This window comes from Sphingomonas sp. CFBP 13720 (genome assembly GCF_014842075.1).
In the GTDB taxonomy this organism is placed as follows: Bacteria; Pseudomonadota; Alphaproteobacteria; order Sphingomonadales; family Sphingomonadaceae; genus Sphingomonas.
This window is the reverse complement of record NZ_JACYVA010000014.1, coordinates 14,638-37,726: the sequence shown is the minus strand read 5'-3', so window position 1 is coordinate 37,726 and position 23,089 is coordinate 14,638. Positions and strand designations below refer to the sequence as shown.

The following is a 23,089-nucleotide window of genomic DNA, read 5'->3' as shown; positions in this document are numbered from 1 at the left end:
CAGTGCGGCGCGTGTCGTGTGTGGCAGCCAGCCGGTGAGGCTGATCAGTTCGCCCAGCGTAGCGCCGGCTGGTTGCGACAGCAGCGCCAGCACTGCGCCTGCCTTGGTAGGACGTGGTGTTGCTGTGGCGGGCGTAGGCACTGCCGCCACGGCAGGCTCTGGCGCTGCGACCGCACTACCCTCCCCGACCTCGCCGATACCGATAGCAGCCAGCCCGGCGGCAGTGGCGAACATGCCGTAGCGCAGGTCATGGTCAGTGCGGTGGACCGCTTTGGCGTCCACCGTCTCGCGCTCCTCAACCAGGCCGTGCCTGAGCAGTGTCGCAATCGCCCGGCGTACGCGGTCCGCACCGTCGGAAAACGCCAGCGGCAGTGGGTACAGGCTGGCGGTATCGTTCTGCGCGGCGTGCGCCAGCAGGATGGACTGGGTATCGTTCAGTCTGGGCATGGTGGTGGCCTCATCATCAGCGGCGCCATTGCCGCTGCCACCAGCTGCAGCCCTGCCGGTCGTACCGGTCAGGGCTCGGCCGACACGCTAAGCGGCGTGCGGCTCAGGCATGCTGTTGCTCTCGTGCGCGCTGAAGTCCAGCAGGTAAGTTCAGATCCTTTGCACTCCAGAACGCATGTTAAGAGACAGCGGCCTCACTCGAGTCAGGATACGCCATGCCTTGAGAGCCGATACTACCGCCTGAGAATGTGCCTGCCAGCTAACGCTGATATTTCGACGGCAGGCACCAGATGCAATCAGTTGCGCAGGCTGTCCGGCACCACACCACCGTTCTCAGCAAGCTTGGCCATTACTGCCTTGTGCAGAGCGATGTTCTGTTCGGCGCTTCCGTCTGCAGCCGCGTGGACATTGAGCTCGCTGGCAAGCTCCTTGCGGGCGCTCAAACTGGAATCGAGATCGAGCAACTTGAGTAGATCTACGATCGAGGTCTGATAGTTTCCTCCGCCATCCTGCATCGATGCCATCTCGGCCAAAACTGCGCCAACATCGACGCTCTGCGGTTGTGCTTGGGGGGCGGAAGCGGAAGCCGGTACTGCCTGCCGTGCAGCCTGTGGCGCCACTTGGGTCGGAGCGGCGGGGGTCGGTTGTACGGCAGACTTGGCCTGCTTGTGGCCGAAGATCTTACCCATGATATTTCTGAAGATGCTCATCGTGTCCGTTCCTTAATCGACGACCGCCTCTGCGGTGTGGGGATGAACGACAGGGGCACGTCAGAGGGTCCGCCGTCCGGAACGTCGGCGTCAGGTACGCGCTTTACCTCGACAGCGCGTCGGTGCGCTTTCAGAGGAATCCGCCATGACATTGCGCAAAACCATCATCACTTCTGCTGCATTCCTGGCTTTGGCTGCTTGCGGACGCAGCAACGACGCCGTTCAGAACAATACGACGGCAGCGCAAGCGGGCGTCGCAAACGAAGCTACGACAGCACCGGTAGCCATGAGCGCCGCGCAGAATTTCGCGAACGCGGCCGCAGCAAGCGATACGTTCGAAATCGAGACGTCGAGACTGGCATTGACGAACGGTGCCTCGGCGTTGGTGAAGTCCTATGCCAACAAGATGATCGAGGCACACACCACCTCCACTTCAAAACTGATGGCCGCCGCCGCGGCCGTCACCCCGACCGTCACACCCAATCCAACGCTGAATGCCGAGCAGCAGCTCAAGCTTGACCAGCTTAAAGCGCTGAACGGCGCTGCCTTTGACCAGGCTTACAAGACGGAACAGACAGCCGGGCATCAGCAGACGTTGGATGCGCTCAAGACCTACGCCAGCGCGGGTGAGGCAACCCCTCTCAAGGCATTCGCTAGTAGCATGGTCCCGATCGTTACGGCGCACCTGAACATGGTCAAAGGTCTTAAAGTCTGATCATCTCAGCCCTCGGCTTTCAACTTACGCACCTGCCGTCTGAGTGGCTCATGCCACTCAGACGGCATTAGTCCAAACAGGGAAGGATTCGCTTCCATGTTCGTCCGGAACAGCGTCGACCGCACGTCCAGTCCCATGCTTTTATCTAGCATCAGCTACCGTCGGTTCGACTTCTGTCCGAGATACAGATCAGGACAACCGGCCGATACCCAATCGGTTATCGGCGACCGCCAAGTATCGAACCAAGAACGCCTCCGAGGCCACCGGCCGATCCACCGCCCAACGCCCCGCCCCCGGTTCCCGTGCCAGCAAGACCACCAAGTACGGAACTGAGTATGCCACCAAGACCGCCCTGCTGCCCGCCGGAGCGGCCCGCCAGATGACCCGCTACTAGCATCGCCAGAATGGGGAGCATCTGCTTGAGGAGAGCGGGGGGCAGCCCGCTTCCTTGCGCGGCCTGTCCGGCAACCTCGCGACTTACGTCCTTGGAACCGAAAATTCCACCCAGTAGCTGGTTGCCGCGATCGATCTGCGTTGGTTCCGAGCCTACCACATTCTGCGCAAGGTCAGAGCCGCCAAGCCCGCTGACGTGGGTTTCGAACTCAGCGGTGTTGTTTCCCATTCCGCCAAGGATCGAAGGGAGTAATGCTTCAGCTCCGCGTCGCGCCTGCTCAGGAGGGATTCCCAGCTGGCCGGCAAGGGCTTCGATGCCGCCGGTTGGCAGTAGCTCGTTGAGGTTCATTTCAGGTTCCTTTATCGACGGACACCAACCGCTGCCGGACGACATGTGTCCTGCCAAACCCGTGTCCGTGCGGGGCGCTACTGCGGCCTATCGCGTAAAAGTCTCATCGTACCGCCCGACTTGACGCAACTGACGCACAATTCCATTGAATGCTGCAGTGCCCTCTGTGCCTGATCGATGCCGTTCTCCTGTGCCGCCGATTCCCGATACAGTTCAAATGGTCAGTGTTCGGGCAATGCGGCAGCAGGCAACGCAGCCGCAACCGAACTTCGCCAACATCAACGCGCGGGGGGACAGCAAAAACCTTTGCATTGGTTCGATGTGCCAAGCCGGCCGATCTTTGCGTTCGCTGGCATCTTAAGACCTACGGATCGCGGTAACCCCTTTGGATTTCTGACCGCGGAGCCCAACGCCCTTGTGGAACCGATCCACCCTAAAATCATGCTCGCTACCGTACAAGACGATGATTACGAGCGATGACTCACCGCGCGATTGGAAGAATTGAAGGACGTGGTGGCACTTTACCCCTCGAGGTTGATACGATTGAATGACGGCTGCCGAGCGCTCGACCTTCCGAGCATTATAGCTGTTCATAGAGGGCGCTATGGCGCATGATGCCGCGACCGGTGTTCTTCCGGCAGGGTTGCTTGGCTATCTTGAACCAGTTATTTGTTAAAATGCTGGTTGGGCACGACACCATGGGACGGATACTACGGCGGTCGATCCTAAATCACGAAGTATACCCGTTACGCATTTGCTCCGGATTCGGCAAATACGGTCGGTTTGCTAGAGATAAACCACAGTGACAAAGACCCTAAGCATTATTGGCCGGAATATTACCGACATCGCGACTTTTGACATCAAACGAACCGGATCCTGGTTAGTTTGATAGTACCCTGCCGAGGCTTCCCCCGTTAATTAAGCCTGCCGGTCAGCAGCAGATGCCGGACGTCGTCAGCGGTCTGGTTCAGCGCGCCCAGCCGCTCGATAAGTTGCGCCGCCCGACTTCCCCTCAAGCCCGCAAGGGTGAGCTCCTTATCTCGGACGTAAGTGTACATCCCGCTGACCGCGAAAGCCGTGGCATGACCGATGAACTGTCGCTGCCCACCGATCGTGCGGGAAAAACTGCCCGATGCGAAGAAACGCCGCCTCACGAGCGGCGCGGGAAAAGTAAGGTCCAGGATCGCAAGCCTTTCCCGCTCCGGCGGCACCCAATGTGTTACGTCAGGCGCCGGCGGTGCCGGATAGTCATTGTCATAGGCGTCGGGCAAATGCAGCCGAACGCGAAGTAGCGCCGGGTCAGCCGCGAGCGTCTCGGCGAATGTCGCCATAAAGACGGCAAACGCTTCTGGATCATTGCTGCCTGATCCAAAATGCACATGCATTCGGTCAAGCGTGTCGTTGCCGTTAGGACTGGGGTCCGCAATGCGGTCCACCAGCGTTTGCGAGCCCTGCGGAAGCCCATAAGCAACCGTTGCAGCGAACATGTTCTGTTCGTCGGAGAACAGAATGCCTGAAGCCTTGTTGAAGGCTGTCTGATCGGCAGCGCTGGCGAAGCCGATTTCTACCCCGCCATCGAGTACATAGTCGGGGAAAGGAACAATCCCCTCCTGCTCGGGCCACAGGTGTGCATCCTGCTCGCGGTCGAGATGATACTGGACGTACCACGCCAGCCCGGGCACTCGTGAGCAAAGTGGTCCATGGACGTCGCGCCAGTAGGTCGCGAACACCTCTTGCGGTACCTGCGGCCGCCTCACTACAGTGGTGTAGGTGTTGATCGAGATGGTAGCGTCGCGGGCGGAATAGTCGTCGATGTGTTGTTCGTGTTTCATGGCAGATCTCGTTTTGTCGGCTCAGGAATGCTTCGCATCTGGCTCGCTAGTTCTTATATGCTGGCGTTCGGAAGTAGCTCGGCAAGGTCCAACTTGAATTGCTGGTTGCGGCAACGTCAACCACTGCCGATACGCTCGGTGGGTAGAAGCGACTTACCGGTTTGGGGACCTGAGGGTTTCGGCAGTCGTACCCGCCAGAACTGCGTCGTCGCACCCGTCACGCCGAAATCATTGTCGGTGACCAGCAGCAGTTCCGTGGGGGAAAGCAGCGCCATACCTTCGACATCCGCGCCTAGTTCTGGAAAGTCATCACTGGTGAACACTAGTGTCTTGACGAGCACCGGAAACATTGGCTTGTCCACCGCGCTGAGTTCCTCCAGCGTCGGGCGCGACGCCACATTCAGATGCTCGTCCGCCAGCATCGCCTCAGACTCCAGCACGCAACTGTAAATTTTTGTGGTCGCTGATCCCCGTTCCAGTACCAGCAGCGTGTCGGGTCCGACCCACAGCAGTTCGCTGACTTTGATATCGCGGCGTTCGAACGCGCCCAAGGCGCGGTCGCGTGCGAAGCTGTCAGGGCAGTCGAGCGGGTAGGCATATTGTGCCGCGACACGACCCGTATCGGCGTCCATGCGCCATAGCCGGACGTGACGGGCCTGTTCGTGCGCATCCTCGTCCGGATGCGCAAGTGGGCTCTGGAAGGCAAGGAACAGCCAGCGCTCGTCCGACGAGATTGTCAGCGCCTCGAACCCGCGGTTAAGCTGCCGCTTCGCTGCGATCGGCGGCAAGCCGAGCGGTGCATCGACCGGCGATGACTTGCCCATGGTTCGCGGAGGCAGCCGCTTCACTACCATCCCCTGAGCGTCGAGCCGGACCAGCGACGGTCCGAACTCGTCGCCGATCCAGAAGCCACCGTCCGACAAGGCCACGAGCCCTTCTGTATCCAGTCCCTCCGGGTCGGCTGCGATGCGAGTGCCAGCAAGATCGAACACCGGCTCGCTCAGCAGGTTTTCGCTACCCGGATTGGCCAGCCCCGACACCCGCTGCCCGCTCACTTTGGTGAGGGAAACCATCCGCACCAGCGTAACTGAGTCCCCCTCCACCCGCAACTCCGCGAGCGTTGGTCCTATGTCCGGGCGGGGCATGATCTTTGCTCCGGACAAGGCAAGCAGCGGTGTCAGTTCATCCAATCCGTACTGGCCGATGATGTCGCGCACCTTGATGTTCGGTCCGCGGTCTCCGATTGCCCAGACATGACCCGGAGGATCTCCAGCGCGTATCGCAAGCCCCGAGCCAAAGCCGTATCGCAGGGTCATGGCCCCACGTGGCAGTATGAGCGTTTCGATGACCGGGTCTTCCCAGGCAAGCCGCTCGAGCACTACGTCGGGTATGTCCGTTCTCCTGCCAATGCGTTCGTTGGTTCTACAACGCAGCAGGTGACTGATCGGTCACCGCTTTTGGAGGCGACGTCAATGAGCTGCCCAAATCGGAGAACGCGTATGGCAGCGTGAACGGCCATCGGTGCCCCGTTGCGATATTGAAAGCGGTGTGGACGGATCTTGGAACGCACGAATGAGTTCGTTGAGTGTTGACTGCTCTCGGACAAGACAGCGTTCCGCAACAAGAAATTTCCGACCGGACGGCTGTCGAATACCCTTCTCTTGGAGAAATACCGATGCTTCGTTCCTTTCTTATCGGCCTGGTCGCGGGGCAGCGTGGTATTACGCCGTTGGCGGTAATCGCGACCGCCACACGTCGCGGAGAACTATTGCCAAGCCTCCCGTTTCAGAAACTCATGCTGAGCCCGGTGGTGGCAGCTGGAACGGCTGCTTTCGCAGCTGCGGAGATGGCAGGGGATAAGATGAAGACAGCGCCTGACCGGACTGTGCCAGTTGGCCTCGCGGTCCGTAGCACCACCGCCGCCTACGCTGGTGCTGCACTCGCGCCGCGGGACCGCCGCGTCCTCGGTGCCGCCGTCGCAGTAGGAGCAGCGCTTGCCTCGTCGTATGTTGGGCTTACTGTGCGCAAATGGGGAATGCAGCGGTACGGACAGACTGTGACCGGGTTCATGGAAGACGCGATCGTCTTTGGTAGCGGCCTCGTTATTTCCAATCCATCCATTGCCGCGAACCACGACTGATCGAGCGTACCGAGTGGATTGGGCACTTAACGTAGACGTGCCGTACAACGCTATTTTTGAAATACCTGCGAACACGGTAAACGGATTGCATCCTGGTTGGATTCACAGAGCCATTGGAAAATTTTCACGCGAGCGTGGCAGGACGTAACAAGGCCTCACGATGTCGCACAAGAGGATTAGCTAACATCTCGGCCAGTCGATGTTTACTCAGCTTCAAACGCGCCGTCGATACTCGCTGACGAAGGGGTTACGCGATACGACATCGAGCCAACACCGCAGTAAGGGACGCGGGCTGTCGCAGCCACGCATCTGCCGCCTCAAGACACTTCAAGCCGTCTGAGCGGCTGCTTCGGCTCGCGTGTAGCAGTCACAGATCGATATGAACGCATAACGGAAAATGGGCAACGGGAAGAGCGTTCTGAACGCTCTAATTGTGCGTCGTTTGGAGCACTCCGTAGACTCAGACGTTCAGGGAGCAAAGGCGCATTTCCGCGCACCGATGGAGTTTCCATGACCGAAGCAACCGCTGCCCCAAAAACCGACGGCAAAACCGGCCTCTCTGACGCGTTCCGAGATCACTTTTCGGGCGACGCACCCATGACGCAGAAAGCAACGAACTTCGCCAAGGCGCGGCCATGGACTAGTGTAGCGTTCGCTGGCGTTGCAGTCATGGCAGTACTAAACACCTTGCGCGCTAGGGGTTGAACCCAATCACGGGACGAGGTGAGATGCCCTCCCGTGGGTGCATCGCCATAAACGCCAATGTTTTTTGACTGCCGCGTTGGTATAGCGGGATCCGCTCGCGTGGGCTCCAATCCGCTGGCGTGCTTTGCACAGGCTCGACCGAGAAAAATACAAGAATGGGAACGCGCTCGAACGTCGGTCAGCCCACATATCACTACGTTTGTTATGGCACATCAGGCTTTTATGTGATCGCGGCGCGATGAAGAAGCGTCCGAATTGAAAGAAGCGGGGTCACAATTCGATGCCTAAGAATAGGCTGATCCAACCAACGATACTCCGGCCTGCTTGAACACAACCGATGGGTCTTCGTAATCGACGCTTCGGTATCGATAGCAGTGGATACAACTAACACTGTAGAGCAGAACATGAGGCCTAGCCTCTGCACGCAAGTTGGCTGGAGTGCTTGATGACAGAGGAAGAAGCCAGGCTGGTACTATTGGTCAGGGCCGTGGAAATCGAGGACGCTGCTGCAACGCTGCTCACCAAAGAGGATCGGCAGCAGGCTACGATCGCAGCGCTCGCGAGCCAGGCGGCGAACGGACAAGGCAGGCACGGGGACGAGGCGCTTCTCGCCTTAAGGGCGCACTTCGCAACCGGCAGGCTGGCAACCCGCGTGCCGGCAATTGACTCCGCGCTGCGCGCGTCGCGCTGGCCCGGATGGTTGGGATGGGCGATACCGATCTTCGCGTTTGTGCTGGGGATCGCGACTAACGAGATCGGTGGTGGCAAGCGACTCAACCTTATTGCCTTTCCGCTGGTTGGCATGCTGGCGTGGAATGTGGCAGTGTATCTTGCCATTGTATTCAAACAACTTGGGAAAGTTGCCCGGGCAAGAACCCACAGTTCTGGGCGCTTGAGCGGGGCGGTCGCATGGCTGTCCGGTCTGTCGCGCTTGCGCGGCGGGGCCGAACAGCCGCTTGGGCGTGCACTGACACGCTTTGCAACCGAATGGACCCGCGCATCCGGTCCCCTCACCGCGTCGCGCGCGCACCGGATGCTGCATTTTGGCGCCGCAGCTTTTGCCACCGGGGTTGTCGCTGGCATGTACCTGCGCGCACTAGGGATCGAGTATCGGGCCGGGTGGGAAAGCACGTTTCTAAGCGCCGGCTTGGTGCACCAATTGCTAGGCTTGGTGCTAGGGCCGGCAAGTCTCCTGTCCGGTATCCGTCTGCCGGATGCAGAGCATCTCGCCGGACTGCGTTGGTCAGCCGGTCGGGGTGAGAATGCAGGCTTGTGGATCCACCTTTACGCCATGACCGCATTACTGTTCGTCTTCGTGCCGCGTGTGCTGCTAGGGATTGGCAGCGGGATCGCGGCAGTCCGCCAGCGCCGTCGTTTCCCGGTATCCGGCCGTGAGGATTTTTATGTCCGCCGGCTTCTGCGTACCGCGCGAGGTGGCAACGCCGAAGTGCGGGTCGTGCCCTATGGTTTCCGCCCAGCCAAACCGATGCGGACCGTGCTCGGCCGGTTGCTGTCAGGCGCACTGGGTGACGGAACGCGTACTGCATTCGATACACCAATCGCGTATGGCGAGGAGGAGGAATGGCTCGTTCGTTCCGGGATCATCGCTGAGGTAGATCATCTTCTTGTGCTGTTCAGTATGGCTTCTACCCCGGAAGCCGAGAACCACGGAGCTTTGGTGACAGGCATTCGCGAGACGATTGAACGAGACGGCGGCGGTACCGAACTAACAGTTATAATTGACGAATCAACTTACCGGGAACGGCTAGGAAACCAGTCCGATACGACCGGCCGCATCGGCGCACGCCGAACCGCGTGGGAGCGAATGTTGTCAACAACTCTGGTACAGCCCTTTTTTGCCAACCTTATGCAAGATCAGGATACTGAGGTGATCCGCAGACTGGAGGCTGCACTGGTGCGTACACCGACGCTGGCATCAGGCCGGGCTGCCCAACGATGACAGAAGACACCGCCGCGACTGGAACCACAATCAACCTGAGCCTCGTATCTCACACGAATGTGGGGAAAACGACGCTAGTGCGTACGCTGCTCGCACAGGACGTTGGCGAGGTGCGGGATGCTGCGCATATTACTGACACTGCGACCGGCTATGTCATGCTTCAGGCGGGAAGTGACACCCTGATGTTGTGGGACACCCCCGGTTTCGGCGACACCACACGCCTACTGCGAAGGCTCAGGCAGTCCGGTAACCCTATCGGCTGGTTTTTAACTGTCGTCTGGGACCGGTTCCGCGAGCGCGCACTGTGGTCGAGTCAGCAGGCGGTGCGCAACGTCCGCGACCATGCCGATGTGGTCCTGTATCTGGTCAATGCCGCCGAAGATCCAGCGGACGCCGGCTATGTCGGTTTGGAAATGGAGATCCTCGCCTGGATCGATAAGCCGGTGCTCGTTCTTCTCAACCAACTCGGCGCGCCCCAAGCCGATGCCGACGAGGAAGTGGAACGTTGGCGACGCTACCTCGCCGCAACAGGCGTCGTGCGCGACGTACTTACAATGGATGCGTTTGCACGGTGCTGGGTGCAGGAAAGTACCCTGCTCGCTGCATTGAAGCCGCTGGTGATGCCGGACAGGGAAGCCGCGCTTGCCCGGCTATCGCAGACTTGGCAGGATAAAAACCTCGACCGGTTCCATCGATCCATGCGCATTCTGGCGCAATGGCTGGCCGCCGCAGCGATTGATCGTGAACCCGTCCCTGAGCGCGACTGGCGCGACCGGGTCGGCGATACCCTGAAGGCGTTACGGCAGGAGGAACCCGCCGAGACGCGCCGTGCGATGGGCAAGCTCGCCGAGCGGCTGGAAGCTGGTACGCGCAGCTCAACCGAGCAGCTGATCGAAGCGAATGGTCTAAGCGGTCGTGCCACGCGTGAAGTGCTGCGACGACTGCGTGACGATTATGCCAGTTCGGGTCCGGCCAGAGAGGGCTATGCCGCAGTACTGGGTGGGCTGATGTCCGGCGCGGTTGGCGGACTGGCGGCCGATATTGCGGCGGGTGGTCTTACACTTGGCGGCGGCATGCTGGTCGGCGGACTGCTTGGGGCGTTGGGCGCGAGCGGCATAGCGCGTACTTACAATTTGGCTCGTGGCGACGATGGCGAAGCAGTGCGTTGGTCAGAACTGTTCTTCACAGGGCTCGTGCGTTCGGCGCTGCTTCGCTACCTCGCAGTTGCCCATTTTGGGCGAGGTCGGGGAGATTGGGAAGAAGGCGAGCATCCGGCGTTCTGGCAGGAAGCCATTAAGGAAACGCTGCAACCGCGCCGGGCGGAGATCCGAGCCGCTTGGGAAGCGGGCAGAGGTGCGTCCGCGGACGAGTTGGCAGGGCGACTTACGGGACTGTTGGAAGGGTGCGCCGCCCACTTGCTGGTCCTCTTCTATCCGCAAGCACGCACTGTTTTGACAGGCGGTGTGCAACCAGACGAAGCCGTTAGCATTACCGAAGCTGACTGAGCCTGGACCAGCTCGAGCTACTAGGCTTGCAGTCAGCCGAGGAGTGAGCTGGTCCGCTTCGACAGCAGGCAGGAGCCTCAACGCACGGCCGACGGAAGAAAATGCCGACGCCTGACCGGACATCGGTCGCAGCCGAGTTGACCTGAATCTTGCTAAACGAGGTTTGCCCGGCTCGGCCTTGCCGCTGCGGAGGCAGGCTACACCCTCGGGGAACAGCGTGGCCGAAGCGCTTACTTGGGAAAATGTATCCCGCAAAGCTTGTTGCCATCAGGGTCCCGGACATAAGTCAGCTCGATCGTTCCCATCGCCGCCGTCTCGCGAGGTCCGGGCGGTGCTTCGATCGACATTCCGCCCGCAGCGACTGCGAAGTCGTGAAACCGTTTTACCTGCTCAGGCGAGTTACACGAAAAGGCAACGGTGCTGCCGTTTGCTACGGTCGCTGGCTCATTGTTGATGGGCTGCGTGACAATGAAATTTGTACCATTCTCATTTCGATAGAAAAGACGGGTATGACCACTGTCCGCAATGTTTAGCGTTGCCTCGTCCACTCCTAAAACGCCAAGCAGTTCATTGTAAAAGCGCTTGGACCGCTCAATGTCGTTCGATCCGACCATCGTGTGAAAAAGCACGCATTCTCTCCTGACCGGGGGTACCGGCCCTTCCGGCGGTCACCCGCAGGCTGGTAATAAACGAAATCGATCTCCCGTCACGCTCAACGGTACCGCCTGCGTGAGAACACTGTACCCTAAGAGCGCCGACCCACCGTTTCCGCGCCGGACACCCTCCGCGCGACGTGCCCCCTGCTTCCGCAATAAGCCTCATGTGAAGGAGGGACCGTCGCTTCACAAACCATCCGGCTAACCTAACCCGTCAGGGAGGCAGACCGACGTTACGAGAATTAGTTAACGTTCGGAAACGAGAATTAACCAAATATTAAGTACGAGACATCGTGGTTATGAACTCGTAAAGATATGCGCGTTGCAGACGTTACTAGCTCTGACGATAGTTTTCCTGCGTTCTAAAATTCAGAATGCTGATCATTCTGTAGTACCCACCGGTTTAGGCGAGATATAATATGGCATTCCGTGACAACAGCGTTCTGATTTCGACGGCGTCCTCGATAGACGTCGCTGCCAATAATATCGCGAATGTGTTCGATGCTGGTGCTGGCGCGACGGCGTTCGTGATCGCTGACGGAAACGTGGGCGACGATACGTTTCTGAACTTCGGCAACGACGACTCCATCATCACCGGTAAGAAGATCTTCGACGGTAACAACGATGGCTATATCCAGTTCGGCGGCAATGGGGTGCTCGACGTTGATCGCACCAGTTCAAAAAATGCAGGCAACGATCAGCTTCAGCTGGTTGGCTCGGGCGATGATGGTATTACCGAAATCCGCTATCTTGGGACAAAAGGCGGGCAGTATGTTTATGCTGACTCCTCGACCCGCCGCAATCTGATCGATCAACATGGCGAATTTACCGTCCGCGAAGGTACGGTCGGCGATGACACGATTGACGCCAGTGCCGGCGCCACCTTGATCCTGCACGACAATGCGCTGGGCCTGAACCTTGGCGGTGACACAATCAACGGCTTTGGCGCCGACGATCTGCTTGTGTCCACTCAGTTGCTGTTCGACAGCCAGAAGAACAACACTGTCACTTTCGGCAAAAACCTTGTCCTTGACACGTCCGGCGCAAACGGTCCGCAAAGCAGCGATCCGGTGACTGGGCCGGGCGGCCAGATCGACATGAACGCTCCCAACCATGTGTCGATCGTGTATCTTGGCTCCAACGATATCGACGGTGTCAGCTATTACTATTACGGCACCGCAGGCTCAGACTTCGATCCAATGATGGGTTGATCTGACGATCAGATACAATGACGCATAGAATCGGAGCCTGCCCTGGCAACGGGGTGGGCTCCTGTTCGATAGGCGTCACGGAACCGGTTTTCCGCTATCGGCGGTTGTATGATGTAGTTCGAGAACCACTAGACGATTACGAACTGCCTAATTATCGTGGTTATCCGATCCTCCTCAAAGCTAGCTACCGCGGCATGTCCTGACCGCCAAGCTTCACGGATACGTGGTTTCTTATCGCTCAACCTACGCTGCAGCACTCCACGTTGCCCCCCGCGGTTCGTCTAACGTTAGCATGGCAACATCCTTTACCGCGGGCCGCGTAACGCTGGTAAAGGGGACAAGAGCGGCGCCTTCGCGTAATCATCGCCAGTATGCTGCTGGGCGCCACACTCGGCGCCGTCGGAGCGTTCAGTCTAATGCCGATCCTGTAATTCTCCGGCGATATGCCGTCGGGCAAGTCGTACTGTCCGCGGCTCGTGAAAGCCAAGGCCCTGTCCGTCCATTTCCGCCCTGCCTATAGATCCGACGGGTAGGGCCTTTCCGCCGACATATGCCGTCTTCGATTCGAGCGCATACCTTCGCACGACGAGGATGTTGCGCCCGAGGCCCATTCGCCTACCGTGCTGCAATGCTCGCAACGCTATTTCTCGCCGCCACCGCGATCCCCGCGGGCAGACCGTTCATGTGTACCCCAACCCGCGTATGGGACGGCGATGGTCCGGTATGGTGTCGGGAAGGGCCGCGCCTACGCCTCGCAGGTATCGCGGCTCGCGAGCATGACGGGACGTGTCGGTCGAACCAGCCGTGCCCGAAGGCTTCTGCGAACGGTGCCCGCGACGCGTTGGTACGGCTACTGGGTAAGCCGGTCAGCCGGTCGCGACAGGGGCACGTGTTGGTCAGTGGGCCGACGCTACGATGCGTGTCGAACGGCGGGGCCGGGCGCGGTCGTACAGGCGCCTGGTGCGTTTCGCCGACGCGGGGCGACGTGTCCTGTGCGATGGTCGCTACGGGTACTGTATTGCGTTGGCAGCGGTACTGGCGCCGCCATCAATGCTAGACCCTGATAGTATTCGATAAGTCCGAGACGGTAACTATGATCTTCGTTGACGCAGTGCACAGTAAGTAGTCTGTTGCTCCAGTTCGGTCGGGGGACCGAATCACTTTGGGGGCTACATGATCAAGGCTATGATACTTGCTGCTGGCGTAATGCTGGCGGCCAACGCGCATGCGCAAACGGTAGTCGTCGCACCGGTCCAGCCGGTGACGATCGGCGGTGATACGCAGGTTCTCCGCGCCGGTACGTCGGTCGTTCTTCGCACGCTCGACGGGCTGACAACACAAGGCAAGCATCTCAAGGTTGGGCATCGGTTCAATCTCGAAGTCGCCGAAGCTGTGATGGTGAACGGGCAGACTGTGATCCCGGTCGGTGCGCACGCCGTTGGCGAGATCACAGACGTCCGCAACAAGGGCATGTGGGGGAAGTCGGGACGGATCGGTGCCCGGCTCGTCTATGTCGAAGCGAACGGCCGCCGCCTCCGCATGTCAGGGCAGATGGATGACAAGGGCATCACCGGGACCGCCGGTGTGGTGGGCGCCCTCGTGGTTATCCCGGTTGCCGGGTTCTTCATGACCGGCACCAGCGCTCAGATACCGGCAGGTTCGAACGTGACCGGCTATCTCGACGAGGACGTACCAGTTGCGTTCGCCGGCACTGCGCCGGTCGCAATGGTTGTCTCACCCGCCAATAACTGACGCATCGCTGACCGTCGTATCGATGCGACGGTCAGCGTTTGCCGCCGGGGAACCGTCCTGCGTATCCCGATCACGCTATGTGTTCTTCTCCTGGCGATCGTCGTACGCTCAGCGTCCGCGACGCCGGGCGGGTTGAACGCGCAGGGCTGCCACAACGATCGCAAGGGCGGGACCGGGTATCACTGCCATTGTTTGACGCCATCGCCAGTCATGCCGATGTCCGTTGGCGCTACCTTCGCAAACTGCGCGGCAGCGCGAGCGGCTGGGCTACCCCGGTTCGGGCAGGCGATCCGGGGTACAGTAGCAAGCTCGACAGGGACGGCGACGGCGTGGGCTGCGGTAGTCCGCTGTTGCGGCGGAAGAAGAGCGCTTGACCAAAGCGTTCTCAGTCAAGAATCAACACGGCGATCGCGCCATGGCCTAGCTATCGGATTGCGTTATTCAGTTAGGCGAGCTCAGTCGTATGATAGAGATTGCACGGCGGTTCAATTTGCTGCGCGAGGGTTGGCGAACTATTGACCTGGTGCGCTCGCACCTACGCGAGCCAGAGGCTGAGCTGCCAGAATGAACCCTCGACGAGCCTCGGCAGTTAGGCAGTCCCTCTTCAAGCAGGACTGTCATGACACACTCGCCACCGATTCCGGCCGCAAACCAAGCCCCGTATCCCCCCGTTGAGTCGTTGACTTCACCAAAGGCAGAAAAAACCGATCTTGTTGCCCGAATGAAGCACAACAGCGAAGCGCCGGCCGTGACGGGCTTCAGGCCACAGGTCGCGCCGCTCATCGGTGCCGCGTTGGTCGGTGCCATCGGTTATGCGGGATGGGCGGGACGCACCCGGTCCGCCAATCAAAAGTAAGCGACGATCACCGCGGCGGCCCTATCGCGGCCGTGTCACTCACCGGCGATCACGGGGACGCTTGCCTGGACTGGGAACGTTTTTGCGGTTGGGTCCCGCCCCTGTTGCCGATAACGCGAGGTCACAACCGATCAAATTCCGACGCATCATGGTTCGGCAGATTGAATTCGCCGTCCTAGGGTTACTGGTCGTCCTCTCGGTCGGCTTCACTGTTTTCTGCTGACCGTAACGGCGAAAACACTCATCGGATGGGTTAGAAAAGACGTATTTGAAACCGCGCTGATACCGTGGTCAACCGGCCGACTTATTCGGCCTTACCTTCAAGCTGTTCGCGGCGGTTTAAGCAATGTTTAGTAGTGTCCGACTAGCTTATTGGCCTCGACCGTGCATCACGGATCATTAACGAGCCCGTCAGCATCAACGCTACTCCGGACGCCAGGAAAACGTAGTCCCACACCGAAAATCCAAGACGCTCGTACACGTGGTGAAGGCTCAGAATATGGTGATCGACGATTCCTTCGACCAAATTGAATAGGCCGAAGCCAAAAAGGGTCGAACCGAACAGGGCTCGACCGGAGAGAAGCACGTCGGGGCGTTTCACGGCTTTCCAGAGCAGCACGATGCCTGACGCAGTAGCTATCCATACCATGGTGTGAAACAGGCCGTCCCACACCATGTTTGTCTTTGCGCCGACGAGCGTGTCGGTCGGTATCTGCGCAGATAACATGTTATGAAGCTGCAGAATCTGGTGGAACACGATGCCGTCCACAAAACCGCCCATCCCAATTCCCAGAACCATGCCCGCACTGGTCAAGGGCTTCGTCGTCAGCATTCGATCTGCCATCGCTGGTGACCTCAAAGAAGATATTTGCGAGCAGTATAAGCGGCGATGATCACTACCGGTGCGGGCGCAGCCAGAGCAGCAAGGTTGCTCAAGAAGTCTGAAGCAAAAACGGCTGACCGAACTTCCTCGGCCGTTCGGCTGTGACATAGGGTGCATGCCCAGGCCGGGCGTGCGACAAGGAGCCATGGCACAGTGAAAAGATAAGCGACCAGCTTCATGGGGCACCGCATGGAGGGGTTGGCCCGCCCGGCCTGCGCCGAGCGGACTAGATGGGTCAGGCGTCCTCGGCCTGCAGGTTGACCGACGTCTCGGCGAGTTTGGTCATGAACTCGTCGCCCCCGTAGATTTCCTTGGTCGCCTCGTTCAGCTTCCTAGCATCATCCCTCAGGCCGAGCGCTTCCGCATAGGCTGCAGCCGTGCCGAAGCCGGCGATGCCGTAGTGTGTCATGCGTTGGTATTGGGCGATGATAAGCACATCGAGCAGCGGCCCCTTCTCCGGTCCGTCCTCCAGCACGTGCTTGATCGCCTCAGCAACGAGGCCCTCCATGCCCTTGCAGTGCTCCTTGGAGACCTTCTCGTCCTGGCCGGCGATCAGCTCTTTCAACACATCCGTGTGCTTGATGATGCCCTGGTGCGAGGTAGTGAGCATCTCTTTCAGCTTGGGATCGGTCGCCTTGGTCGTGATCTTCTTCACCACCTTGAGCATCTGGTCGTTGGCGGACCACAGGTCCTTCATCTCGTCGACGTAGATGTCATTCAGATCCTCGGGGGTCGACATGGAACAGGCTCCTCGCTTGGCGGAGCATTCTGCTCCGATCATACGCGAGCGTTTCGGGGAGCCGCTGGTTCCACGCACCCGACGAACCGCTCCCATGTCACCGCACGGAGTTCTCGATATGAACGAATAGTCGGGACTGAGGTGCCGAGAATGGCCACGAACGTCAGAATATGCGCCTTCTTAGGTAGCGCAGGCTCTTTCAGACTTACGTGGCATGGCGGTTCGGCTGAAGGTACGATACTGTCATGAGCCGCCGATCACGAGCCAAGCCATCCAGCCCGTTCCGACGGTTCAATTCGTCACCCGAGGTGATCCGGCTCGTGGTCATGATGTACGTACGCTTCCCGTTGTCATTGCGGAATGTCGAGGACCTGCTGTTCGAACGTGGCATCGATATCTGCCACGAGACGGTACGGATGTGGTGGAACAGGTTTGGCCCGATGTTCGCAGGGGACATCCGGCGCCAGCGTGCCTCACGTATGCGTGGCTTTCGTCAGTGGCGCTGGCATCTCGACGAGATGTACGTGAAGCTTTCCCACCAGCGTTTCACCTGTCAGCACCGTGCCTAGATCTACTGCATCGAATGGCTCGGTGTGCGGTGCCACCATCGAGAATTGCTCCAGACCCCAACCGGGATCGATGCGCTCGATGTGCAGCTTCAGCAGCCGCTGGAGATGCGAGACTTCGCGCGTCGGCTGGGACGTACCGATCGCCACGACCTGCTCGCTGCCGTCCACGCGCAGTCCGGTCAGGCGCAGCGAGCGAGCCCCAAGCCCCTTCGCCCGCAACTGCTCGGTTAGGCCGCCTAACAGGTCCGCCATAAACTTCTCGATCGCGTCGGCCGTACTTATCGGTTCCAGCAGCCGGCGGTCGACCGCCGGCATCTCGGCGTCATGCCGCGGGGTGATGGGCTCGGCGACACTGCAAAGCGCCTGATCGAGGCGCGTGATCGCCGGCAGACCAAGCCGACGGGCCAGCGGCCCGCGCGCTACTGGCCAAAGGTCCGCAATCCGCTCGAAGCCGAATTTGCGCGCGGCCAACAGCGCGGTCGGCGCCAGGCGCAGCGCGGCGATCGGCAACGGGCTGATTGCCTCGACCGTGCCGTGTGGGTCGACGCGCGTCAGCACGCCCCTTGCGAACCGCGCCAGCGTGCGCGGCGCCCGGCGTGTCGGCGACGGCTACCTTGCTCGCTTCCGCAACGATCGCGGCCAGTGTGCCGTCGCGGCCAGTGTTTTCGATTACTGCGAGTAGCGTGGCATCGTCTGGTGGGTGCGCGTAGATGACGCTCGCAGCCGTGAGGCCGGCCTGAGCCAGTCCCGGAGCGTAGATGTCCGGTCGGCAACTCGCTCACAGCACAGGCCCACCGGTGTTCGCCCCCTCGCGTGCCGCGATTCCGGCGAGAAACAGCATCGTCGCCGCGTCATCGACTAACCCCGCGGTTAGGGTTGTCGTCTCGTGTAGCGCGCCGGCACGTAGGCCCCCTGCCCCAAGGCGCCTGTCGACCTCCTCGATACCGAACGGCAGCACGCGATAATGCGTGACGGGCGTGGCGATCGTCCGGAGATGCGCATGCTTGGCGCGAAGGAATCGGGGGCGGCGGACATCGTGTTCCAGACTCTACTTGTTCCATTTATGTTCCGTTACCAAGTCCAACATTGTACGTGCCGATCGTCTCGGTTCGTCTTTTCGGGATGGAACGCATGCGATACGAAGCGATGATAAAGCGTAGGATAATACTTCCCAACGTCGGTCTCGTGACTGCTGCGGCAGGACGGGCGACCCGATCCATTCGCGGATCGTTTGAACGGGTGAGAACGGCCTGCTCACCGGCTTCAGCCTAAAGAAGCGGTGTGGGCGTTCGCGCCTTCGCCGATAGTGAAAGTGACCGGGCCCCGATCGATCCTGTGCGATCGCGTTGAACCTGCGGAGCTCCGAACGGTTGTTCTTGTGCGACTTGATCTTGAAGCCTCACCTGGATGAACGCCGAGGCAATGTAATAGAAACCTTATACGCGCTGAACGCGGTCAGGGACGGCGTTCGCAATCGCCAGTCCGGCCGTCATCCTTCAACAAAGGCCAATAATGTTCATCAAAGCGATTTTATGTGATCTTGACGGGACACTGGTCGATTCAAACGAGCAGCACATCACGGTGTGGGACGAGGTGTTCCGTGCGGAAGGTGTGACCGTTAATCGCGAGGCGATCCATAGCCAGATCGGCAAGGGCGCGGACATGCTGGTACCGGCCCTGCTCCCCCATACCGATGCGGCGGTCGTCGAACGGTTAGCAAACGCCCATGGCGTGCGGTTCAAGGAACGCTATCTGGGGCGTATTCGTCCATTTCTGGGTGCGCGCGATTTTCTTCTTACTGCGCGCGACGCCGGACAGGTCGTGGTATGGGCCTCATCCGCATCGGCATCGGACCTCAACCATTATCTCGACCTGCTGGAGGCGCGCGATCTGGTGTCAGCCACGACCAGTGCGGATGAAGTCGAGCACTCCAAGCCTGCCCCGGACATCTTCGCGGCGGCCTTGGCCAAGGTCGCGCCGATCACGCCCGATCAGGTCATCGCGATCGGCGATACGCCATACGACGTTATCGCCGCCGCGCAGTGCGGCATCGCGACGATCGCCCTGCGCTCGGGCGGCTTTTCCGATGAAGCCTTGCGCGCTGCGGGGGCGGTTGGCGTCTACGACGACATCGCCGCGCTCCATGCCAATTACGCGGATTCGTTGTTGGGCCATCGTGGCTGAACCCGCCCCGTTCGAACGGCCGACACCGGCATGGCGGCCGCGACGGCTCCTTATCACCCGGTCGGCACGCGGCTTCGAACATGGTCGTACGATCATGCGCAGGGCAGCCGATCTGGGGGTCGAGATCGTCGAGTTGCCCGGCGACCGATTGATGCTGGACCAGCCCGACGACCCACGACGTGCGTATGCCGAAGCGAAGGCAACGCTGGCGGTCGTGGTCGCACCGCCATCGAAGCGCCGTCTGCAACCGATCGCGCCCAGTGCGGACTGGCGCGTCGATCTGGCCGAAGGATGTCCCGCGCATTGCAGCTACTGCTATCTCGCCGGCTCGCTCAAAGGACCCCCGCTCACACGGGTCTACGCTAATCTCGAGGAGATACTCGACAGCCTTCCCGCCTATCTGGGACAGGGGAAGATTACCTCACGCAACGCTGCCCGCGTGCATGAAGGCACGACGTTCGAAGCGTCGTGCTACACCGATCCGTTGGCGCTGGAGCCGCTGACCGGATCTCTGTCCGCGACGATCGCATGGTTCGGTCGCTGGCAGGCAGATGCCCAACTGCGCTTCACCACGAAATTCGCGGATGTCGCGCCACTACTGGCCACCGACCATCAGCGTCGAACCCGGATGCGCACTTCGATCAATCCGATGGCGTTTGCCCGCTTCGAGGGAGGAACCGCAAAGGTTGCCGACCGGCTGCGTGCGCTTCGGCGAGTGGCGCTGGCAGGCTATCCCGTTGGACTTACGATCGCGCCGATCATTGCCGCCGAAGGGTGGGAGCGGGCCTATGCGATGCTGATCGCCCAGGCAGCTAGCGAACTGAGCGACCTCGCCGGGCTCGATCTGACCATCGAGCTCATCACCCACCGCTTCACGCCCACATCGAAGGCAGTGCTGGACAGCTGGTATCCGGGCTCCGGTCTCGACATGAGCGAGGCCAACCGGACCGTCAAGCTTACGAAGTTCGGCGGCGAGAAACAGGTCTATGACGCAACGATCATGCGCTCACTGCGATCATTTTTCGAGCGGCACATCGCCGATGGGTTGCCGATGGCCCGCATTTTGTACTGGACATGACGACGATGCAAATGATCAGCCGTTCCGTCCTCCATCGCTTGTTTCCAGTTGAAACGGAGATGCGATATGTATGTGATTTCTGGTGGAACGCAATTTACGCATGACTGATAGTGGGTCCAGCGGGATCGACGAAATTTCGGTTCGCTCCGACAGTTCGGGGGCGTCTTCGACGTCAACCTCAAGGTAACGGACGGTGCTCTCGACCTTAGCTGACCAAGCAGGATTTGGACGGTGCGCGGGTTGCCGGTTGCATTGTAAATGATTGACGCTTCGGCCCGTCGAAGCGAGTGGGTGGGCACTGTCGGATCTATGAGGCAGCTGGAAACCAGCTTGGCTACACACGGGGTGCCGGCCCGCGGTTGGCAGACGTTCCACGTTTGAACGTGCTGGTTCTTTAAAACGATCATAGAATGCGACTGCTAAGAACCCGCGAAGTCGTTAAACGAACCAGCTCCTGGTTCGTTTGACAGCACCGTCCCGACCCTCGACCGGTCAGATGCTGCGCATCTCTTCTGACCAGCTAACAACGCTGCTGCGTGGACCGGGCGTCCGCACTGCATATTTCAAACAACTCTCAGCACGGAAGGTTAACGGCGGAAACCAGATCTAAGTGAACCCGGGGGGCTGGACGGCGTCACCAACCTGTTCCCGGCCATCATCGTCACCCGTTCGGCCGGCGAGAGGGCCGGCAAGCGGACGTCGGCTGTCGGTCAGCCCGAGATCGACCCGAGGCTTGCCTTCGCAGAGCTAGGCGGAAACGGTGACTGCCGCCCTGCCCGCCATTCTGGGTAGCGCCACGCGGCGGTTGCCGGGCCTGAAAACAGTTATGCGTCTGAGGTACGGATTTCTGCGATCTCGCTGTTCGACAGGCCCGTATCTTCCTCTCGCAGGAACTTAATCAGATCACGGATTTCCGTCGGTCCGAACGCCAGATCAATCGCATCCATCCTGATGCAGACCGATTCCTGTCTGCCGGATGGCAATCCCGCGACCAGATCAGCACACGCTTCCAGCGCCCCCTGACCCACCACGTCTCCCGTCACTTCGCCATTCTCATCGATAGCATGGATCGTGGCCGGTTCGCTCAACGGGTAGGTCGTCATTGTTATTCCTTGCCATCAGTCGTCGATACTGGAACGCACGACGTCCCGGAACGGGCACGTAAACGACCGGTCGCCGTGTCAATGTTACGACACTATCGAACTAAAATGCCTGCCTGGGCATGCCGGACGACCAGCCTGTCGGACAGGAGCCACAACCGCATTGTGCTTGCCCATCCGCACTGTCGCGCCAGTGAAATGCGCACTGGACGAGATCGGCAGCTGTGCTGTTAAGCAGCGCATGCCTTCCCCACTTCAGGACGTCCCCGACGCGGGCACGCCGTCGCCGCTGCGCGGCGCACTCCTGTGCGTTGCTGCCGCGTTTCTGTTCGCCTGCATGGATGCGACCGTAAAATACCTGTCGGCAAACCATCAGGTTCCGATCATCGTCGCGGTCCGATATCTCGTGAACTGCCTGCTGATGATTATACTTGTGGCACCCTTACACGGGCGCAGGCTGGTTAATGTTCACCGTCGAGGACTGGTGCTCGTACGAGCGTGCAGTCTGGCAGCCTCATCCCTGCTGGTCGGACTTGCGCTGCAGCGGATGCCGGTAGCTGAAACAACAGCCATCAACTTTCTCGCCCCCATGCTCGTTGTCGTCGTTGCCGGTCCGCTGCTCGGAGAACGCATTGGCGCGACTGGCTGGCTGGCCGCACTGGGCGGGTTTGCAGGCGTGCTTCTTATTGCCCGCCCTGGCAGCGGCCTCGAAGCGATCGGTATCAGCTTCGCACTCGCGGCAGTCGCTGCAAACGTTGCGTATCAGGTACTATCCCGCGTCCTTGCCGCGTCAGAGCGGACGACGGCCCTGCTCTTCTACACCGCGCTGGCCGGAACCGTCATTTTTGGTGCGATCGGCCTGTGGCTCTGGGAAGGACGCGTTGCCAGCGGTTGGGAGCTGCTGCTGTTCCTCAGCCTTGGCATCTATGGCGGATTAGGACACTTCCTGTTCACGGCGGCATATCGCCATACCCCGGCATCCGTGCTCGCACCGCTCAGTTACGTGCAGCTTCTGTGGGCAGGAATGCTTGGATGGGTCATCTTCGGACACATACCTGACGCGACCAGCCTTCTGGGAATGGGTATCATAGCGTGCTCCGGCCTTGCGATTGCCATCCTGTCGCGGCGGTCTTCCACTGGGCCAGAAACCCCAGCGCCTCGAATTCGGTAGCACTGTCATGCCTGGTGTGAGAACCGAAGCGATACCGCGCCACTCCAGATGGTTCTGATAAAATTGGGTCGTCTTCAGACACCCATGGTTTGCACTTTGGCCAAAATTTTCGGCTGCCGATACAGCATTCTCCT

General features: G+C 60.0%; 21 protein-coding genes and 1 pseudogene. 12 read left to right on the top strand and 10 right to left on the bottom strand.

The features are described from left to right. Both IFT55_RS16755 and IFT55_RS16750 read right to left on the bottom strand, forming a co-directional pair. A partial coding sequence (locus IFT55_RS16755; protein ID WP_192093492.1) for a DUF3489 domain-containing protein occupies nt 1-447 on the bottom strand: 447 nt, incomplete at its 3' end. Nucleotides 448-743: 296 nt separating this feature from the next. Beyond that, nucleotides 744-1,157: a DUF3597 domain-containing protein gene (locus tag IFT55_RS16750; protein WP_192093491.1), complete on the bottom strand. Its 414-nt coding sequence runs from the start codon at nt 1,155-1,157 to the stop codon at nt 744-746. Between the two features lie 145 nt (nt 1,158-1,302). Here IFT55_RS16750 and IFT55_RS16745 point away from each other — a divergent pair, with 145 nt between their 5' ends. After that, nucleotides 1,303-1,872 (top strand): DUF4142 domain-containing protein, encoded by a 570-nt coding sequence (locus IFT55_RS16745; protein WP_192093490.1) that lies wholly within the window; start codon nt 1,303-1,305, stop codon nt 1,870-1,872. Between the two features lie 217 nt (nt 1,873-2,089). Here the strand turns inward: IFT55_RS16745 and IFT55_RS16740 are convergent, their stop codons facing one another. The 3 genes from IFT55_RS16740 to IFT55_RS16730 form a co-directional block, all read right to left on the bottom strand. Beyond that, on the bottom strand, nt 2,090-2,614 hold the full coding sequence (locus tag IFT55_RS16740) for a DUF937 domain-containing protein (RefSeq protein ID WP_192093489.1): 525 nt from the start codon (nt 2,612-2,614) through the stop codon (nt 2,090-2,092). 914 nt (nt 2,615-3,528) lie between these two features. Further along, on the bottom strand, nt 3,529-4,446 hold the full coding sequence (locus IFT55_RS16735) for a hypothetical protein (protein WP_192093488.1): 918 nt from the start codon (nt 4,444-4,446) through the stop codon (nt 3,529-3,531). Between the two features lie 116 nt (nt 4,447-4,562). Further along, nucleotides 4,563-5,762 carry an esterase-like activity of phytase family protein gene (locus IFT55_RS16730; RefSeq protein ID WP_192093487.1) on the bottom strand — a complete coding sequence of 400 codons (1,200 nt, stop codon included), beginning with the start codon at nt 5,760-5,762 and terminating at the stop codon, nt 4,563-4,565. Between the two features lie 269 nt (nt 5,763-6,031). Between IFT55_RS16730 and IFT55_RS16725 the strand changes: the two genes are divergently transcribed. From IFT55_RS16725 to IFT55_RS16715, 3 genes are all read left to right on the top strand, one after another. Further along, entirely contained in the window at nt 6,032-6,586 is a 555-nt protein-coding gene (locus IFT55_RS16725; RefSeq protein ID WP_342029342.1) for a DUF4126 domain-containing protein, read from the top strand. A 1,150-nt stretch (nt 6,587-7,736) separates the two neighbouring features. Beyond that, the gene (locus IFT55_RS16720; RefSeq protein WP_192093486.1) at nt 7,737-9,251 is read left to right on the top strand and encodes a DUF2868 domain-containing protein; all 1,515 of its coding nucleotides are present in this window, start codon (nt 7,737-7,739) and stop codon (nt 9,249-9,251) included. After that, the gene (locus IFT55_RS16715) at nt 9,248-10,756 is read left to right on the top strand and encodes a GTPase domain-containing protein (protein ID WP_192093485.1); all 1,509 of its coding nucleotides are present in this window, start codon (nt 9,248-9,250) and stop codon (nt 10,754-10,756) included. Before IFT55_RS16720 ends, IFT55_RS16715 begins: the two co-directional genes overlap by 4 nt. 230 nt (nt 10,757-10,986) lie before the next feature. Here the strand turns inward: IFT55_RS16715 and IFT55_RS16710 are convergent, their stop codons facing one another. Beyond that, nucleotides 10,987-11,385 (bottom strand): VOC family protein, encoded by a 399-nt coding sequence (locus IFT55_RS16710; RefSeq protein WP_192093484.1) that lies wholly within the window; start codon nt 11,383-11,385, stop codon nt 10,987-10,989. 446 nt (nt 11,386-11,831) lie between these two features. Between IFT55_RS16710 and IFT55_RS16705 the strand changes: the two genes are divergently transcribed. The 4 genes from IFT55_RS16705 to IFT55_RS17530 all read left to right on the top strand — a co-directional run bounded on the left by IFT55_RS16705 (nt 11,832) and on the right by IFT55_RS17530 (nt 14,749). Next, on the top strand, nt 11,832-12,623 hold the full coding sequence (locus tag IFT55_RS16705; protein WP_192093483.1) for a hypothetical protein: 792 nt from the start codon (nt 11,832-11,834) through the stop codon (nt 12,621-12,623). 628 nt (nt 12,624-13,251) lie between these two features. Next, the gene (locus tag IFT55_RS17540; RefSeq protein ID WP_249403901.1) at nt 13,252-13,680 is read left to right on the top strand and encodes a hypothetical protein; all 429 of its coding nucleotides are present in this window, start codon (nt 13,252-13,254) and stop codon (nt 13,678-13,680) included. Between the two features lie 149 nt (nt 13,681-13,829). Continuing rightward, a complete protein-coding gene (locus IFT55_RS16700; RefSeq protein ID WP_249403900.1) occupies nt 13,830-14,375 on the top strand; it encodes a hypothetical protein in 546 nt (181 codons plus the stop codon). 188 nt (nt 14,376-14,563) lie between these two features. After that, on the top strand, nt 14,564-14,749 hold the full coding sequence (locus IFT55_RS17530) for an excalibur calcium-binding domain-containing protein (RefSeq protein ID WP_249403905.1): 186 nt from the start codon (nt 14,564-14,566) through the stop codon (nt 14,747-14,749). Nucleotides 14,750-15,595: 846 nt separating this feature from the next. Here IFT55_RS17530 and IFT55_RS16685 read toward each other — a convergent pair. Both IFT55_RS16685 and IFT55_RS16680 read right to left on the bottom strand, forming a co-directional pair. Further along, the gene (locus tag IFT55_RS16685) at nt 15,596-16,063 is read right to left on the bottom strand and encodes a DUF2243 domain-containing protein (RefSeq protein WP_249403899.1); all 468 of its coding nucleotides are present in this window, start codon (nt 16,061-16,063) and stop codon (nt 15,596-15,598) included. A 286-nt stretch (nt 16,064-16,349) separates the two neighbouring features. Continuing rightward, complete coding sequence (locus IFT55_RS16680) at nt 16,350-16,853, bottom strand: YciE/YciF ferroxidase family protein (protein WP_192093480.1); 504 nt, start codon at nt 16,851-16,853, stop codon at nt 16,350-16,352. A 245-nt stretch (nt 16,854-17,098) separates the two neighbouring features. Between IFT55_RS16680 and IFT55_RS17825 the strand changes: the two are divergent. Continuing rightward, nucleotides 17,099-17,398, top strand: a pseudogene (locus tag IFT55_RS17825) (IS6 family transposase); the annotation flags it as partial. On the opposite strand, the gene IFT55_RS16675 reads toward IFT55_RS17825, so the two are convergent. Continuing rightward, nucleotides 17,327-17,980: a hypothetical protein gene (locus tag IFT55_RS16675; RefSeq protein WP_249403898.1), complete on the bottom strand. Its 654-nt coding sequence runs from the start codon at nt 17,978-17,980 to the stop codon at nt 17,327-17,329. The pseudogene IFT55_RS17825 and the gene IFT55_RS16675 overlap by 72 nt on opposite strands. Before the next feature lie 954 nt (nt 17,981-18,934). Between IFT55_RS16675 and IFT55_RS16670 the strand changes: the two genes are divergently transcribed. After that, nucleotides 18,935-19,606, top strand: a complete 672-nt coding sequence (locus IFT55_RS16670) for an HAD family hydrolase (RefSeq protein ID WP_192093479.1) — start codon at nt 18,935-18,937, stop codon at nt 19,604-19,606. Beyond that, nucleotides 19,599-20,684 (top strand): SPL family radical SAM protein, encoded by a 1,086-nt coding sequence (locus tag IFT55_RS16665; RefSeq protein WP_249403897.1) that lies wholly within the window; start codon nt 19,599-19,601, stop codon nt 20,682-20,684. Before IFT55_RS16670 ends, IFT55_RS16665 begins: the two co-directional genes overlap by 8 nt. A gap of 824 nt (nt 20,685-21,508) precedes the next feature. Here the strand turns inward: IFT55_RS16665 and IFT55_RS16660 are convergent. Continuing rightward, nucleotides 21,509-21,787 carry a hypothetical protein gene (locus IFT55_RS16660; protein ID WP_192093478.1) on the bottom strand — a complete coding sequence of 93 codons (279 nt, stop codon included), beginning with the start codon at nt 21,785-21,787 and terminating at the stop codon, nt 21,509-21,511. A 166-nt stretch (nt 21,788-21,953) separates the two neighbouring features. Here IFT55_RS16660 and IFT55_RS16655 point away from each other — a divergent pair, with 166 nt between their 5' ends. Then, nucleotides 21,954-22,955 (top strand): DMT family transporter, encoded by a 1,002-nt coding sequence (locus IFT55_RS16655; RefSeq protein WP_197976517.1) that lies wholly within the window; start codon nt 21,954-21,956, stop codon nt 22,953-22,955. Nucleotides 22,956-23,089 lie beyond the last annotated feature (134 nt).

Excerpts from the sequence above, each read along its gene's own strand:
- IFT55_RS16715 (WP_192093485.1), top strand. The coding sequence starts at position 9,248 with ATGACAGAAGACACCGCCGCGACTGGAACCACAATCAACCTGAGCCTC.
- IFT55_RS16740 (WP_192093489.1), bottom strand. The coding sequence starts at position 2,614 with ATGAACCTCAACGAGCTACTGCCAACCGGCGGCATCGAAGCCCTTGCC.
- IFT55_RS16750 (WP_192093491.1), bottom strand. The coding sequence starts at position 1,157 with ATGAGCATCTTCAGAAATATCATGGGTAAGATCTTCGGCCACAAGCAG.
- IFT55_RS17540 (WP_249403901.1), top strand. The coding sequence starts at position 13,252 with ATGCTCGCAACGCTATTTCTCGCCGCCACCGCGATCCCCGCGGGCAGA.
- IFT55_RS16720 (WP_192093486.1), top strand. The coding sequence starts at position 7,737 with ATGACAGAGGAAGAAGCCAGGCTGGTACTATTGGTCAGGGCCGTGGAA.
- IFT55_RS16735 (WP_192093488.1), bottom strand. The coding sequence starts at position 4,446 with ATGAAACACGAACAACACATCGACGACTATTCCGCCCGCGACGCTACC.
- IFT55_RS16730 (WP_192093487.1), bottom strand. The coding sequence starts at position 5,762 with ATGACCCTGCGATACGGCTTTGGCTCGGGGCTTGCGATACGCGCTGGA.
- IFT55_RS16685 (WP_249403899.1), bottom strand. The coding sequence starts at position 16,063 with ATGCTGACGACGAAGCCCTTGACCAGTGCGGGCATGGTTCTGGGAATT.
- IFT55_RS16745 (WP_192093490.1), top strand. The coding sequence starts at position 1,303 with ATGACATTGCGCAAAACCATCATCACTTCTGCTGCATTCCTGGCTTTG.
- IFT55_RS16705 (WP_192093483.1), top strand. The coding sequence starts at position 11,832 with ATGGCATTCCGTGACAACAGCGTTCTGATTTCGACGGCGTCCTCGATA.
- IFT55_RS16700 (WP_249403900.1), top strand. The coding sequence starts at position 13,830 with ATGCTGGCGGCCAACGCGCATGCGCAAACGGTAGTCGTCGCACCGGTC.
- IFT55_RS16660 (WP_192093478.1), bottom strand. The coding sequence starts at position 21,787 with ATGACGACCTACCCGTTGAGCGAACCGGCCACGATCCATGCTATCGAT.
- IFT55_RS16680 (WP_192093480.1), bottom strand. The coding sequence starts at position 16,853 with ATGTCGACCCCCGAGGATCTGAATGACATCTACGTCGACGAGATGAAG.
- IFT55_RS16670 (WP_192093479.1), top strand. The coding sequence starts at position 18,935 with ATGTTCATCAAAGCGATTTTATGTGATCTTGACGGGACACTGGTCGAT.